The sequence below is a fragment of the Marinomonas sp. BSi20584 genome (genome assembly GCF_002792415.1).
Lineage (GTDB): Bacteria > Pseudomonadota > Gammaproteobacteria > Pseudomonadales > Marinomonadaceae > Marinomonas > Marinomonas polaris.
The window spans coordinates 102,114-116,506 of record NZ_KZ454877.1 but is presented as its reverse complement, the minus strand read 5'-3'; the positions used below and the strand labels follow the sequence as shown (position 1 = coordinate 116,506).

Below are 14,393 nucleotides of genomic sequence, written 5' to 3'. Positions count from 1 at the left end.
AATACCTGCTCTTATATGGAGTATTATTTATTCTATTTTATTTGCTCGAAAGCAGTAAAACTTTCGTCCAATAAGGTAATTATTTCATCAATATCTTCACTGGTTACGGTTAGTGGCGGTGTAATTAATACATGGTCTCCTGCTAAACCATTTAAACAACGTCTTGGGTAAATAAGTAAGCCGCGTTTCTTGGCTAGAGTTGTGATTTTTTCAAAGGCATTAAACGATGGTGGATAAGGTTCTTTGGTTATCTTGTTTTGTACGAGTTCTAGACCTTGAAGCAAGCCAATGCCACGTATATCACCAATACAATTATGCTTAAGGGCCAGTAGTTCAAGTTGCTGATGAAGATAGGTGCCTTGTTTTGAAGAATTACTGATCAGTTGTTCAGTATTCATTACATCAATAACAGCAAGGCCGGTGGCGCATGCTAGAGGGTTTCCTGCGTATGTATGACCATGCATGAAACCACCACTAAGGTCTACAACATCGACTAACTCTTTTCGCGCCATCATAGCCGCTATAGGGTAATAACCAGAACCTAAGCCTTTGGCCAATGTTAAAATATCAGGTGCTATGCCGAAATGTTGATAAGCAAACCATTTTCCTGTGCGTCCCATACCACTGAGTACTTCGTCCATAATTAATAGACAACCATATCGATCACACAAAGCACGCAACCCTTCCATATAACGTTTGGTGACCATGCGTCCACCAGTACTGGCTCCGCCAACTGGCTCTAAGACAATGCCAGCTATTGTGTCTGCACCTGCTGTTAAAATAGCGTTCTCAGTCTGTATCAGTACTGTTGTGATGTGTTCTTCAATGTTGGCTTCTTTGTAGCGGTATAAATCTGGAGAGGGCACTTTTATAGAACTAATAGAAATTGAGCGATATGGTGCCTCTAATGGTTCGTACCCAGTTAAACCTAAGGCTCCAAGAGTGCTACCGTGATACGAAGGACTTAAGGATATAAACTTGCAGCGTTTTGGTTGGCTACTAGCGACAAAATACTGTACTGCTAGCTTTATTGCGCTTTCGACAGCTTCTGAACCACTACCAACAAAGAAAACTTTATCCAAGTCACCTTCAGTTATATTGACAAGTTGATCTGCTAAATCTACAGCAACTTGACTTTCGAATTGAGTTCGATAGCTAAAAGCAATTTTATTTAGTTGTTCAGACATTGCCTGTATTACGGTCGGATGGTTGTGTCCAATATTACAAGTAATAGCACCTGAGCAACCATCTATGTAGCGATGTCCTTGTGTATCCCAGATATAAATACCATTTGCATGACTGACAACCGGCATATCGTTATTGGTCAAGTAGAATAAAGCGTTATTAGTCATTACATTTCCTATTGTCAGGTGCATGACGGTGTTTTTCGACTGAATTCATTATATGTACAAGTAAAAATTTATTTCAATGAAATATATTAGTTAATTTGTTTGATTTTGGATTATTTTGCCATTTATCTGAAAATATATTAGCTGTACTTATACCTTATATTATTTTATATAATTTGACCTTTCATTCTGTGGGAAATACATTTGATCGATCAAATGTAAAAATGTCTTTAACCGAGAATTTAAGCGTTAAATAAGAGTGCGTAATATGAAAATATACAGTCATGAAAATCAAAAGTTACATAAGCCTAAAAGCTTTTATTCTCGGGGTAAAATACATCAACCTCAAGAAAAGCCAGAGAGATTAACTGCTTTATTAAGAGCTCCTGAAGCCATGGGTTTAAACGTAATAGATGCTAAAGAAATTGGCATTGATCCAATTCTAGCAGTACATGACTTTGGTTATGTGGAGTTTCTAAAAAATGGCTATGATGAATGGATTGCTTTAGAGGATGAGGTAGGAGAAGAGGTTCAGACATCAATCTATATGCCACATAATAACTTTGGGCTTGGTATTTTAGCTAAAGCGGCTAAATATCAAGCGGATGGTAGTGCTCCTATAGGAAAATACACATGGACATCTATTTATTGGTCTGCTCAAACTGCATTAAATGCAGCTGATGCATTATTAAAAGAGGGAGAGCCGTCAAATAAAGTACAGATATGTCTAACAAGGCCTGCTGGACATCATGCGCGAAAAAGTGCAGCAGGTGGTTTTTGTTATTTGAATAATGCTGCAATTATTGCTGAGTATTTAAAACCAAAATTTAAAAAAATTGCCATCATAGATACAGATATGCACCATGGACAGGGAATACAGGAGATTTTTTATAACCGTAAAGACGTTTTATATGCTTCAGTACATGGTAGCCCTATCAATTTTTATCCGATAGTTTCTGGGCATGAGCACGAAAAAGGAGAAGGAGAGGGTTATGGGTATAACAATAACTTTCCAATGCCTCATGGAACAGATGAAGACGGATTTTTCAACTATGTTGATAAAGCAATTGATAAAGTAAAATTATTTAATCCAGACGTTGTTATTCACGTTCTAGGTTTTGATGTTTATAAAGATGATCCGCAAGCTAAATGTAATGTTAGTACAAATGGTTTTTTTAGATTGTCAAAAAAACTAAAGGCACTTAATAAGCCCATTATTATTTTGGTAGAAGGTGGTTACTGTATTGAAAAGCTGAATGAAAACCTTCAAGCATTTATATCTGGTTTCACCTTAGATGAATAACACTTTGCATTTTTATGTCTAGGTATATGTGAATTTATACACAGATTGGGAAAAGGATATGTTATGCGCTATGAGGTTATTGTTGTTGGTGCAGGTATGGTTGGAACGTCTATAGCTTGGCACCTTCAGGAAAAAAAAACTAAGGTTCTATTAATAGATAGAAAGTCACCAGGATCAGAAACATCATATGGTAACGCCGGTCTGATTCAGCGAGAGGCGATCCACATACATCCTTTTCCAAGACAGCTATTTGAACTGTTGAAAATAGTGCCTAACAACAATACCAGTATTCGTTATCGTTGGCCTGCACTTCTACATTATCGACAAGCTCTACTCCAGTACTGGCAATTTTCATCTCAACATTTAGTCCAAAAAATAGAAAAAGAATGGCAGACTCTAATTGAGCATTGCACATGTGAACATCAAAAGATGATTACAGCCGCCAATGTTGAAAACCTCATTCGGCGTGATGGTTGGATTGAGATCCATAGAACCGAGACTAAATTTAAAGCGGCTGTTGAAGTTGCTAAAAAAAGTTGTGATCAAGGTGTTAATCATCAGATTCTTTCTTTGAAAGAATTGCAAAAATTAGAGCCTCATTGCAACTTTAAAGGGGTAGTTGGAGCAATACATTGGTTAAATTCTTGGCAGGTTTCAAACCCTGGAGCATTGGTTAAAGCCTATGCTAAAAGCTTCCAAAACATGGGAGGAGAGATAAGAGATAGTGATGTTAAAAAAATTCTTCCAGATGGCGATGGGTGGCAGATAATAACGGATGACGGTATTTTTTACTGTAATCACATAGTTGTTGCTGCCGGGCCTTGGTCGAATCAGCTGATAAAGCCTTTAGGGTATGATTTTCCTTTATTTCCAATGCGTGGTTATCACCAACACTTTAAAGTTCAAAACGAAAACACAATTAATCACAGCTTGGTCGAAGTCGACAAAGGATTTGTTATGGGGCCTATGCAACAAGGCATTCGTATTACTACTGGGGCTGAGATGACCTTAATAGACGCGAAAAAAAATGTAGGACAACTGTCTGATGTAGTGGCTTTCGCAAAAAAAATCTTACCTTTAAATGATAGCGTTGAAAATGAACCATGGTGTGGCTCTAGACCTTGTATGCCAGATATGAAACCTGTAATTGGTGCTGCTGGTAAGCATGCTAATTTATGGCTCGCATTTGGACATGGCCACCAAGGCTTCACATTAGGGCCGATTACAGGTCGTATTATTGAAGAGTTAATTCATAATAAACCGACAATAGTTGACGTTAGTCCATTTAATGCTCAGCGATTTTCTAAAATAGAATGATTTTTTACTACCTAGAGGAAGAATAATGCAAAAGTTTCATAGCAATCAGCGTATGAGCCAAATAGTGACCCATAATCATACGATATATTTATCAGGTCAAGTTGGTGCTATTGATGAGGATGTGTCAGAACAAACATTAACTTGTTTGAAAAAAATACAAGCGCTATTAGAAGAAATGGGTAGTGACAAATCGAAAATATTGTCAGCAACGGTATGGTTGAAAAGTATGACCGATTTTCAAGCAATGAATGCAGTTTGGGACAAGTGGTTTGATGGTACTTTACCGCCAGCTAGAGCATGTGGCGAGTCGGTTCTAGCCCATCCTGATTTGTTGGTAGAAATCACAGTGATTGCTGCTGAATAAGAAGTTGCGTATACGCTGTGTGATCATTGGCTGATGACAAACAGTCTGCTAATGATCATGCATTTCTACTTGAAAAGAAGACAAATTTCTTAAATTTTAAAGAATAGTATAAATAATAAAATAAAAATCTGTGTAGTATCTAACTATATTGTAGTATCCGTTACAATAGGGTGAAAAAATGTATCGTGCTGTGTGATTGTCGGTGTAAAAACCATAGCCTTCGATTTGCATTTTTCAGTTATAAAAACACGATAATATAAGTGCTTTGATTATTATGATACAACAGAAATTAGCAGATAATTTGAATTGGACACTACTTCATGTGCTTATTGTTATATATGAAGAAGGGAGTGTTAGTGCTGCTGCTAATCGTTTGAACATCACTCAATCGGCTGTCAGTCAAAGCTTAAAGAAGCTTGAAGAGAAAATTGACAGTCAACTTGTTATCCGCAATACCAAACCTTTAAAGCTTACTCCAATGGGTCACTATTGTTTGAAAGTTGCTCAAACAATTTTCACAGAAATTACTTCCATTGAGGCGATGAAAGGAATTAACTCACATTTATTAGAAGGTGAGATTAAGATTTTGGTGGCTAGTCGAATTCACAATCCAAAATATAATAATTTTTTAGTCTATTTTAAAAGAAAGTATCCTAATATAACGTTGAATATGAACGTTAAATCTAGTCTGGATATTTTAAGTGATATTGAGCAAAAAAATCCTGCAATTGGTATTTGTTTAGGAAGATATACCCCTGAAGTAATTAACCATAAACTATTGTTTGAACAGCGATATTATTTGTATTGTGGGTATCATCATCCTCTATTTGATGCTATTGATTTGAGTCTAGATAGTTTATTAAAAGAAGAGTTTATTGCTTTATTGTGTGAAGATATTGGCGATGTTCTTTCACCAATTACTTTATTCAAGGAAGCCCATGGTTTAAATGGTCGTATTAGTGCTTATACTAATAATCTAGATGAAGCTGTCCGCCTCATTTATACTGGATATGGTATTGGAGCATTGCCTGATCAATTTATTGAAGCGACCCATCTAGAATCCAAGCTTAGACGCTTACCTCCTGAAGACGGCGTGGCTGATATCCCTGTTCATATTTATTGGCATAAAACCCGAGCCTTGTCACTTATAGAGTCTAAGTTTATTGAAGAAATAGTAGCGTTTTATGGCTCTTGATCTACAAACGCCAATTTAACCTTATAACGTTCTTGTTAATGTATTGATATAGGCGTCTGTTGTGGCCCATTGCTCTGATATTACTTTGTCTGCATGCGGAGAACTTGAATACGTGGGTAAGCTAAAAGCAGGGTTGCTTACATTAAGCCGGTGATTTTTTTTGCTCATCGAAACTGTTCGGCTGCTTGTACTGTAAGGATGTGTTGTTACCATCACTTTCAAGTATTACTAGATATGGTTGGAGCTTTTCCTTGTCATTGCTATTTAATGAACAAGATTGTTTTGTGGCTTTGTCTATACATACAACTGTTGTACGTCCTACTACGCAAAGTTTCTCGTATTGAAACATTTCTTGATAAAAAGTAATCGACTTGTTGCCAGTGCGTTCCACATAAGTATTGACGATGACATCATCACCATGAAGTACTTCTTTTTTGAAATCGATAGAAATATTAGCAACCACCCAAGGCTGTATTATTTCAAGGGCTGATCGGCAGAAATCGGAGCGTGATTCGGCCATCCAAACAGGAAAAACGGTATTGCTTATATGTCCTAATTTATCTGTTTCAGAAAATCTAGGTTTTATTATTGTAGTATGAAACATAGTTGATCTCTGTAGGGTAAAGCGTTAGTTGCAATAAATTCATTTTAGAGTAAAAATTTTTAGTGTTCGCCTATTTGTGCATATTAACATCTCTCATTAGATAGCCAAATTAACTACGCTGCTACACTAGGTTTAACTCTATGTGTGTTTTTCTTAACTACGAGGATGATCCTACGGAAGCCTATATTGATGCTAGAGATAAAATGACTGGGGAAGAAAAAGCCGAAGTTCGCGAAGAAATTCGCAAGCTTGATAAGGCATTCCCTGAGCATTTCGCGTCACTATACAAAGGGGATCCAAAGTTCTCCGGCTGTCCTTATCATGAGACTCTGAAAAAATATATTCCTACTCAAGAAAAAGTTGTTTCCGATGAGTTACATGAAATTGAGAAACAATCGGGTGTTATTGAGTAAGGCTAATATATGAACGATATTCAATCGATATGAATGCACAAAAAGACCGAACATAACGTTTGGTCTTTTTATTATTCTGCCACTGAAGATGAAGAGTAGATATTGTTTGGTACCTCTTTATTGCTTGTCGCGCCATCATCATTCGATTTCATCAATACATGGGTTCACTTTTAAGGGCTTGATCAAAGGCTAGTTACTGATAGCTTTGTTTCTAATAAAAATAAAACACAGCTAGTTAGTGGATGTATCTATGATTGATCGCTTTCATGACAATGGCATGAGTGCCTTGTTGAAATTCAAAATTCCTCACTTACGTCTTGGTCTTGTTGCCGTTTCTTTATTGACCACGTCGGTTGCTATTCAGGCTGAAACTGTATCCTCCAGCCTTAGTCGCCCTAATATATTGTTGATTATGGCAGATGATTTGGGCTATTCAGATCTGAGCGCTTTTGGTAGTGAAATAAACACCCCAAATATTGATGCTTTGGCAGCACATGGTCGTATTCTAACTAATTTTCACACCGCAGCTGTGTGTTCGCCTACTCGGGCAAGTCTGATGACAGGGGTTGATCATCATCTAGCGGGTATCGGTAATATGGGTGAGGTTGTAGGGCTGAATATTGTTCAGAATAAGCCAATCAATGCGCCTTGGGGAGCATCGAATAGCTATGATTTTGATAATATTCCTGAAGGCTATCATGGTCATATAAGTGAAAAAACAGCCACTATGCCAGAGTTGCTCTCTGATGCTGGTTATCATACTTATATGGTAGGGAAATGGCATTTAGCTTACGACGTGAAAGCCCCCGATAAAGATCACAAACGCTGGTATCGTGTTAATAAAAGTGCACTGCCTTACGTGAGAGGGTTTGAGAAAAGCTATACCTTAGTGGATGGTGGCGGGTCACATTTTGCTCCACCAGCCGTGCCTACTCCGCTTGATCTAACCATGTATGCTGAAAATGATCGTTTATTTCCTGCCACGCAATTACCAAAAGACTTTTATTCCACTGAGTTCTATACCAATAAGCTAATTGATTATATTGATTCGAGTCGTGGCGATGGTAAACCTTTCTTTGCCTACGCAGCCTATACGGCTCCTCATTGGCCATTACAAGCGCCGCAAGTGGATATTGATGCTCAAAAAGGTCGATATGATGAAGGCTATGATGCCATCAGAGAAAAGCGGATTTCCAGAATGAAGGCCTTAGGTTTAATTAAGGATGTTAACCAAGTTGCCGCAGAGTCTATTGGTCCAAAACGTTGGAAAGAACTAACGGAAGAAGAGAAGCTTAAAGAAGCCAAAAACATGGAAATTTATGCGGCTATGGTAAGCAATCTAGACCGCCATATAGGAAAGCTAGTCGCTCATCTGAAAGACATTAATGAATACGATAATACCTTGATCCTATTTATGTCTGACAATGGGGCAGAAGGCGCGCCAGCTTTCATGTTGCCAATTCCTGGTACCAAGGTAGATAACTCATTAGATAATATGGGTAAGCAAGGTTCCGTTGTGGCGTATGGGCCTCGTTGGGCTGAAGTGAGTGCTGCACCATTTCGTTTATTTAAAGGTTTTACTGGTGCAGAAGGGGCGACAGCCTCACCTTTTATTGTGAAGTTAAACGGTCAAAATGAGCATAGACCCAATTCGAATGCTCGCCTGCAGGTTGTAGATATTTTACCTACCGTATTAGATGTTGCTGGCGTCGATCTACCGAGTACACGCTATAAGGATAAAGAGATTTACCCACCTAAAGGCGTGTCATTTTTATCTGCCTTACAAAAATCAGGAAGTTTTACTGACGTTCATCCGAAAGGAAGTGTGTTGGCAGATGAGTTGATGGGAGCCAGTTATCTGGTTCGTGATAACTGGAAGTTGAGTCAGCAAGCGCCTTTAAGTAGTACGCCAGTGTTCACAAAGGATGTTCCTTTTGCCTTGTATGATATCTCTAAAGATCGTGGGGAGACGAAAGACTTGTCAGCTGAATATCCTGATGTGTTGGCTGATATGAAAGAAGAGTTCCGCGAATACATTCGCCAAAATAACGTCGTGGAGCATGCTGCTTCCTACAATGGTAGATAACATATTCGTTGTTGGAGATACTATGAATCACAAGGTAATAGAGCGAATAAGTAACTTCGGTGTCATGGCAAAGCCGAGTAGTTCGGTCTGCAATATTGACTGTACCTACTGTTTCTATCTAGAGAAAGAGCACCTTTATCCGGATAGAAAAAAACAGTGGCGTATGAACAATACCACGCTAGAAAATTACATACGTGAGCAAATTCAGTCTCAGCAAGGAGATGTTATTGACTTTGTATGGCAGGGAGGCGAGCCCACGTTGTTAGGGGTGGACTTCTTTCGCCAGGCAATAGCTTTTCAAGAGCAATATCGCGGTTATAAAACAGTGACTAATTCCTTGCAAACCAATGCGACTTTGCTTGATAAGGAGTGGGCTTTATTTTTCAAAGAACACCACTTTTTAATTGGTGTTTCTATCGATGGTGATCGAATTAGCAACGATACCTATCGTCTTTCCCGTAAAGGTAAAAGCACCTTTGACGAAACGCTGAACGGCCTTGCGTTACTTAAAAAACATAATGTGGATTTTAATACGCTAACGGTCGTGAATGCAGAAAACGTTAAGCGGCCATTGAATGTATATGCGTTTCTAAAACGTATTGGTAGTCGATATATGCAATTCATTCCCTTGGTTGAGCGTAAAGCCATTGTCCCAGATAGCCATGGCTTAACCTTGATTCAACCGACATTTGCTGGCGAATCAAATCTTGCTGAATGGTCTGTCCCAGCTAAAGCGTATGGCAAGTTTTTGAATACGATTTTTGATCATTGGATACAAAACGATTTGGGCGAAGTCTTCGTGATGAACTTTGAGCAAACCATGAGTCAGCTTGTTGGTCGTCCGGGGGCTTGTGTGTTTAGTGAAACGTGCGGTAATGGCTTAGCAATGGAGTCTAACGGAGATGTGTATTCATGCGATCACTATGTTTACCCTGAGCATAAGTTAGGTAACGTTAATGAAACATCGTTGATTGAACTGGTTAATTTGCCGAAAAACCTTAAATTTGGTCAAGATAAACTCAGTAGTATCAGTGTCGATTGTCATCAATGTGAAGTACGTTCCGTGTGTCATGGTGGCTGTCCAAAACACCGATTTGAGTCTTCTAGTGATGGACTATTTAATCGTAATTATCTTTGTGATGGCTTTAAATCGCATTTTTCTCATGCCGTACCGAAAATGTCTGAAACCATAAGCTTGTTGAGCCACCAGTTGCCAATGAAAAAGGTAAAGCAAGAGATAAAGCGAAGGTTTTATTCATAGCGTAAGGCGTTACTAAAGATGCTTTTTTCAGTTAGTAGCGTGCCAAATAGTACTTACAAATTGAGATCTGGTTTCTTACGTTGTCTAAAGATTCATAAAATTTTTTTAAGACCTTTCGATCAGATCGAATGGTTGATTCTGTTTAAAGGTTTTTTATGAAAAGCTGTAGTGGTCTATATTTAATGTGTTTTTTTAAATGTTAATAGATTGTTTATTTTGTTACTTATGTTAGTTCATTGATTAAATATAAATAAATATAAAATGGTTTTTATGGGGCTATCTAATTTGATTTTGGCTTTAATATTTTTTAATTAAATTCAGATGAAAATTTATTAATTATAAAATTACCATTTATAAATTATAAGTATTTTTTTTGTTCGATAAATGATCTGGCACTATTATAAAAATTAGAGGTGTAAGCATGGCGTTATTTGAATATTTTCCAAATTATGTATGGAACTTATCTGTTTCTATTGCAGTAGAAAGCGGAGCTAGAATTGGCGAAATCATCGATATGTGCAAGCCACTTCGCGAAGCTGCAGAGAAAGGAGACGACGCAGGTACTGATGAGTTTCTCCTGCAGTGGGTGAAAATGGCGGACAAACTGATTGGTCTAGCCGATGAAGATGAAGCGAAAGGTTGTTATTTTTCTGCGGGTAGTAAATTAAAAAGAGCCGCACTGTACCTCATGGTTGCCGAAAGAATGCAGGGGCAGGGTCATCCCAATCGCATGGCAACATGGGACAAGGCGCAGGCTACTTTCCGAAAAAGCATCCAATTTAGTAAAGACAATTGTGAATACGTAGAGGTTCCGCTGGAAAATGGTGGCACGATGCCAGCTCTGTATGTTCGAGCTCCTGGTGATGGTCCTCATCCTACCGTGGTTTATTGTAACGGTTTGGATAGCTGTAAAGAGATGCTCTATTGGTCAAACCTACCACAAGCATTGGCTAAGCGAGGCATATCAACCCTTTGTGTTGATCAGCCTGGCACTGGTGAAACCTTGCGTACGTATGGGCTGCCTGCTGTTGCTAATAGCGAAGTCTGGGCGTCGAAGGCAATTGATTGGTTAGAACAGCAAGATGATGTTGATACAGCTCGTATCGGCATGACGGGGATATCGCTAGGTGGTCATTTTGCGCCGCGAGCTGTTGCTTTCGAACCTAGATTTGCTGCGGGTGCAGTGTGGGGAGCTAACCACAACTGGGCAGAAGTACAGCAAAAACGTCTAAAGCGCGAGGGTGAAAACCCAGTTCCGCATTACTGGGCACATGTTATGTGGGTATTTGGCGCGACGGATATGGAAGATTTTTTTGCCAAAGCGGAAGGTATGAATCTGAATGGCGTTATGGAAAAAATAAAGGTTCCTTTCCTAGTTACTCATGGTGAAAAAGATCGTCAGATCAATCTTGACTACGCTTATCAAAGTTACGACCAGCTCGTCAACTCACCAAATCGTGAATTTAAAATCTTTACCGAGCGTGAAGGCGGTGTCGAGCATGTTGGCGCAGATAATATGAGTTTTGGCTGCGATTATATTGCAGATTGGTTCGCTAAAACATTGGGTGGAAAACAGGGGTAAGAGAGTTATGTCACGTCAATTTATTGATCTATCTATCTATCTTGAAAACGATGTTATTACAGATCCACCGTTTATGCGCCCAGAGATCACATATCAGACGCACGCAGAAACAGTCCCTGAAGCGAATCACTTTTTTCCTGGTGTGGCGGCAGATGAATTCCCAGGTGGTCACGGGTTTGCTGCTGCTGAAACAGTGAAGCTCACGACACATAATGGCACACATTTGGATGCTCCTTGGCACTTTCATCCTACAATGAACAACGGTGAAAGGGCGATTACCATTGATGAAGTGCCATTGGATTGGTGCTTTCGTCCGGGAGTAAAACTGGATTTTCGTCATTTTGAAAACGGTTATGTAGTAACCGCTGCTGATGTCGAGGCGGAACTGAAACGCATTGGATATGAGCTGCAACCTATGGATATCGTATTGATCAATACTGCTGCAGGAAGTGCTGTAGGAGATCCAGATTTTTGTAATATCGGTTGTGGTATGGGCTATGAAGCCACTATGTATTTATTAGAGCGCGGTGTACGAGTAACTGGTACTGATGCTTGGTCTTGGGATGCACCTTTTAGCCATACTGCTAAACGAGTTGCGGAAACTGGTGATAACTCTCTTATCTGGGAAGGGCATAAAGCTGGTAGAGACATAGGCTATTGTCATTTGGAAAAACTGCATAACCTCGAAGCTTTGCCTGCTTTTGGTTATACCGTATCCTGTTTTCCTCATAAAGTGCGCGGTGGTTCCGCTGGCTGGACTCGCGCTGTTGCTATTATCGAAAACTGAGTGCCCGGCATGGCATTTTTCATCAATAAAACTATGAAAAGTGTCCAACACTCTAGATAGGGAGTAAAGCGCATGTTTTGCTCCCTTGCCCTAGAATAAAATGAAACGCACTGCTGTATAGTAGTTTATGCGAATAGTGAATAAAACCTTTCTATAAACGAACTCTTTCGAATGACAGAGCTTTGTTTATTCTACATCCATGTTGATCGCCGCTTCTTTTAATGTATTTCGTAACCAAATAAGCCCTTCATCATTATTCCTGTATTGATGCCACTGAACGCATTGCTTCATTGGGGGAATATCAAAAGGTAAAGGCAGTATTTTGAGTGGCCATACTTTGGCCATTTTTGTTGCCAATCTCGCATGAATAGTGGCGATATTTTCTGAACCTATGACCAAGGCTGGTAAAGAAGCAAAACTAAAGGTAGTGGCGATTACGTTTCGTTTAATGCCGTATTTTTGGGCGAATGAGGTCCCAAAAAAATCTTTTTTAGTTGCCTCTGGTCGCATTAGGACGTGGCCTGCTGCTGCGTATTTTTCTGCGGTCAATTCCCCTGATGCAATCTTGCTGTGTTCCCATACGACACAAACAAATTCTTCTTCATAGAGTATGTCACAGGGATGCTCAGTGGACATGAAGTCGGATGGAATGATGAGTAAATCGGCTTTACCTTGTTCAAGCTGCTCATGTGGGTTATTTGCTACTTGTGCTAAAAGCTGAAAGCGAGCCGTGCTTTTTTGTTTGCCCACTATTTCTAACGCGTGAGGTACAAGTACTGTCTGTGTGTAATCTGAGCAGAAAATGCTAAAGATCCGATCCGTAGTTTGAGGCTCAAAGCTAGGCTGTACAAGAATAGTGCTTTCGATGTTGTTTAAGGCGTTACGAACACTGACTTTTAGGTTTTCTCCTAAAGGAGTAATAACCATTCTTCGACCGATTTGTGTTAACAGGTCGTCTTCAAAATAATCTCGTAATCTGGACAGGGAATTACTTAAGGCTGAGGGGCTCATGTTGAGCTTTTCTGCGCCTTTGGTGATGCTTTGTTCGGTGAGCAGAGTGTCTAACGCTACCAATAGATTGAGGTCGAGTTTTTTAAATCGCATAAATATTCTCATGATTTCTTGTTTTTATGATCTTTCGATCATATCGAATGGTCTTGCCTAATAGAAGGTTTTTTTCGAATGGTTATGGCGATTTTTATCGGTCAGGGTGGTGAGTATTTAGAAGTTGTTATAAATTTACTGATTAGGGGGGAGATATTTTTATCAGTCACCTTAATCAGTATTTTTATTTTGCTGATTATTCTTGGCCAATCGTATTGGTGAGAGTACCCATTGGACCAATTTCAACCTCAACAATATCTCCGGGTTTCATCCAGACGGGAGGAGTACGTTTGGCGCCAACGCCGCCGGGTGTGCCACTGACGATGACATCTCCAGGGGATAACGGAGTAAAGGCTGAGACATAAGCAATAATCTCAGCAATAGGGAAAATCATGTCGCCAATCGGTTGATCTTGCATGACTTCACCGTTTAAGCGTGTAATAACATGGACGTGTTCTAGGTTGCCTGCCTCATCTGGAGTCACCATGTAAGGGCCAAATGGCCCAGTTGTTGGGAAGTTTTTTCCCGGTGTGAACTGTCTTGTGTGCCATTGCCAATCTCGTATAGAGGCATCGTTAAAACAGGCATATCCTGCCACATGATTCATTGCTTCCGCTTCGGCAATCGCACGGCCACCTTTGCCAATGATCACGGCAAGTTCTCCTTCATAGTCTAAGCTTGTGGATACGTTAGGTATCAATATTTCTGACTTGTGTGCCGTTAGGCTGTCGGCAAAGCGTATAAATATAGATGGATTAGCCACTTCATCGCGTCCGGTTTCTTTGCGATGTGATTCATAATTATGGCCAACGCAAAATATTTTATTCGGATTGGGAATCACAGGAAGTAAGGTGACTTGTGAATAGGCAAACGTTTCGTGCACTTCTAGCGTTGTCAGTGCATTGTTGGCTATCGCTGTTTTCAGATCCCTGGGAGCGTCTGCTGTTTTTAGGTCGTATACGATATCGTTTTCTAAACGACCGTAACTCGCGGTGCCATTTGGGCGTAAAAAGCTAAGATATTTCATA

At 39.6% G+C, this 14,393-nt stretch carries 13 protein-coding genes; 9 read left to right on the top strand and 4 right to left on the bottom strand.

The annotated features are described in order from the left end of the window. Positions 1 to 32: 32 nt before the first annotated feature. The gene (locus TY87_RS10255; protein ID WP_100187016.1) at positions 33 to 1,352 is read right to left on the bottom strand and encodes an aminotransferase family protein; all 1,320 of its coding nucleotides are present in this window, start codon (positions 1,350 to 1,352) and stop codon (positions 33 to 35) included. Between the two features lie 265 nt (positions 1,353 to 1,617). Here TY87_RS10255 and TY87_RS10250 point away from each other — a divergent pair, with 265 nt between their 5' ends. The 4 genes from TY87_RS10250 (at position 1,618) to TY87_RS10235 (ending at position 5,528) form a co-directional block, all read left to right on the top strand. Next, positions 1,618 to 2,652, top strand: a complete 1,035-nt coding sequence (locus tag TY87_RS10250) for a histone deacetylase family protein (RefSeq protein ID WP_072838364.1) — start codon at positions 1,618 to 1,620, stop codon at positions 2,650 to 2,652. Between the two features lie 63 nt (positions 2,653 to 2,715). Then, on the top strand, positions 2,716 to 3,969 hold the full coding sequence (locus TY87_RS10245) for an NAD(P)/FAD-dependent oxidoreductase (protein WP_072838363.1): 1,254 nt from the start codon (positions 2,716 to 2,718) through the stop codon (positions 3,967 to 3,969). 25 nt (positions 3,970 to 3,994) lie between these two features. Further along, positions 3,995 to 4,333 carry a RidA family protein gene (locus tag TY87_RS10240; RefSeq protein ID WP_072838362.1) on the top strand — a complete coding sequence of 113 codons (339 nt, stop codon included), beginning with the start codon at positions 3,995 to 3,997 and terminating at the stop codon, positions 4,331 to 4,333. A 274-nt stretch (positions 4,334 to 4,607) separates the two neighbouring features. Next, complete coding sequence (locus tag TY87_RS10235; protein WP_072838361.1) at positions 4,608 to 5,528, top strand: LysR family transcriptional regulator; 921 nt, start codon at positions 4,608 to 4,610, stop codon at positions 5,526 to 5,528. A 142-nt stretch (positions 5,529 to 5,670) separates the two neighbouring features. Here TY87_RS10235 and TY87_RS10230 read toward each other — a convergent pair whose 3' ends face one another. Further along, positions 5,671 to 6,132: an acyl-CoA thioesterase gene (locus TY87_RS10230; protein ID WP_100187015.1), complete on the bottom strand. Its 462-nt coding sequence runs from the start codon at positions 6,130 to 6,132 to the stop codon at positions 5,671 to 5,673. Between the two features lie 140 nt (positions 6,133 to 6,272). Between TY87_RS10230 and TY87_RS10225 the strand changes: the two genes are divergently transcribed. The 5 genes from TY87_RS10225 (at position 6,273) to TY87_RS10205 (ending at position 12,261) form a co-directional block, all read left to right on the top strand. Further along, positions 6,273 to 6,545 carry a hypothetical protein gene (locus TY87_RS10225; RefSeq protein ID WP_100187014.1) on the top strand — a complete coding sequence of 91 codons (273 nt, stop codon included), beginning with the start codon at positions 6,273 to 6,275 and terminating at the stop codon, positions 6,543 to 6,545. 250 nt (positions 6,546 to 6,795) lie between these two features. Then, a complete protein-coding gene (locus TY87_RS10220; protein ID WP_100187013.1) occupies positions 6,796 to 8,631 on the top strand; it encodes an arylsulfatase in 1,836 nt (611 codons plus the stop codon). 22 nt (positions 8,632 to 8,653) lie between these two features. After that, positions 8,654 to 9,892 (top strand): anaerobic sulfatase maturase, encoded by a 1,239-nt coding sequence (locus TY87_RS10215; RefSeq protein WP_100187012.1) that lies wholly within the window; start codon positions 8,654 to 8,656, stop codon positions 9,890 to 9,892. 421 nt (positions 9,893 to 10,313) lie between these two features. After that, the gene (locus TY87_RS10210; protein ID WP_100187011.1) at positions 10,314 to 11,474 is read left to right on the top strand and encodes an alpha/beta hydrolase family protein; all 1,161 of its coding nucleotides are present in this window, start codon (positions 10,314 to 10,316) and stop codon (positions 11,472 to 11,474) included. A 7-nt stretch (positions 11,475 to 11,481) separates the two neighbouring features. Further along, on the top strand, positions 11,482 to 12,261 hold the full coding sequence (locus tag TY87_RS10205; protein WP_100187010.1) for a cyclase family protein: 780 nt from the start codon (positions 11,482 to 11,484) through the stop codon (positions 12,259 to 12,261). A gap of 186 nt (positions 12,262 to 12,447) precedes the next feature. On the opposite strand, the gene TY87_RS10200 is transcribed toward TY87_RS10205, so the two are convergent. Together TY87_RS10200 and TY87_RS10195 are read right to left on the bottom strand one after the other, a co-directional pair. Continuing rightward, the gene (locus TY87_RS10200) at positions 12,448 to 13,365 is read right to left on the bottom strand and encodes a LysR family transcriptional regulator (RefSeq protein ID WP_100187009.1); all 918 of its coding nucleotides are present in this window, start codon (positions 13,363 to 13,365) and stop codon (positions 12,448 to 12,450) included. Between the two features lie 196 nt (positions 13,366 to 13,561). Continuing rightward, positions 13,562 to 14,392 carry a fumarylacetoacetate hydrolase family protein gene (locus TY87_RS10195; RefSeq protein ID WP_100187008.1) on the bottom strand — a complete coding sequence of 277 codons (831 nt, stop codon included), beginning with the start codon at positions 14,390 to 14,392 and terminating at the stop codon, positions 13,562 to 13,564. Position 14,393: the final 1 nt, after the last annotated feature.

Excerpts from the sequence above, each read along its gene's own strand:
- TY87_RS10225 (WP_100187014.1), top strand. The coding sequence starts at position 6,273 with ATGTGTGTTTTTCTTAACTACGAGGATGATCCTACGGAAGCCTATATT.
- TY87_RS10215 (WP_100187012.1), top strand. The coding sequence starts at position 8,654 with ATGAATCACAAGGTAATAGAGCGAATAAGTAACTTCGGTGTCATGGCA.
- TY87_RS10245 (WP_072838363.1), top strand. The coding sequence starts at position 2,716 with ATGCGCTATGAGGTTATTGTTGTTGGTGCAGGTATGGTTGGAACGTCT.
- TY87_RS10205 (WP_100187010.1), top strand. The coding sequence starts at position 11,482 with ATGTCACGTCAATTTATTGATCTATCTATCTATCTTGAAAACGATGTT.
- TY87_RS10200 (WP_100187009.1), bottom strand. The coding sequence starts at position 13,365 with ATGCGATTTAAAAAACTCGACCTCAATCTATTGGTAGCGTTAGACACT.
- TY87_RS10220 (WP_100187013.1), top strand. The coding sequence starts at position 6,796 with ATGATTGATCGCTTTCATGACAATGGCATGAGTGCCTTGTTGAAATTC.
- TY87_RS10235 (WP_072838361.1), top strand. The coding sequence starts at position 4,608 with ATGATACAACAGAAATTAGCAGATAATTTGAATTGGACACTACTTCAT.
- TY87_RS10250 (WP_072838364.1), top strand. The coding sequence starts at position 1,618 with ATGAAAATATACAGTCATGAAAATCAAAAGTTACATAAGCCTAAAAGC.
- TY87_RS10255 (WP_100187016.1), bottom strand. The coding sequence starts at position 1,352 with ATGACTAATAACGCTTTATTCTACTTGACCAATAACGATATGCCGGTT.
- TY87_RS10240 (WP_072838362.1), top strand. The coding sequence starts at position 3,995 with ATGCAAAAGTTTCATAGCAATCAGCGTATGAGCCAAATAGTGACCCAT.
- TY87_RS10230 (WP_100187015.1), bottom strand. The coding sequence starts at position 6,132 with ATGTTTCATACTACAATAATAAAACCTAGATTTTCTGAAACAGATAAA.
- TY87_RS10210 (WP_100187011.1), top strand. The coding sequence starts at position 10,314 with ATGGCGTTATTTGAATATTTTCCAAATTATGTATGGAACTTATCTGTT.
- TY87_RS10195 (WP_100187008.1), bottom strand. The coding sequence starts at position 14,392 with ATGAAATATCTTAGCTTTTTACGCCCAAATGGCACCGCGAGTTACGGT.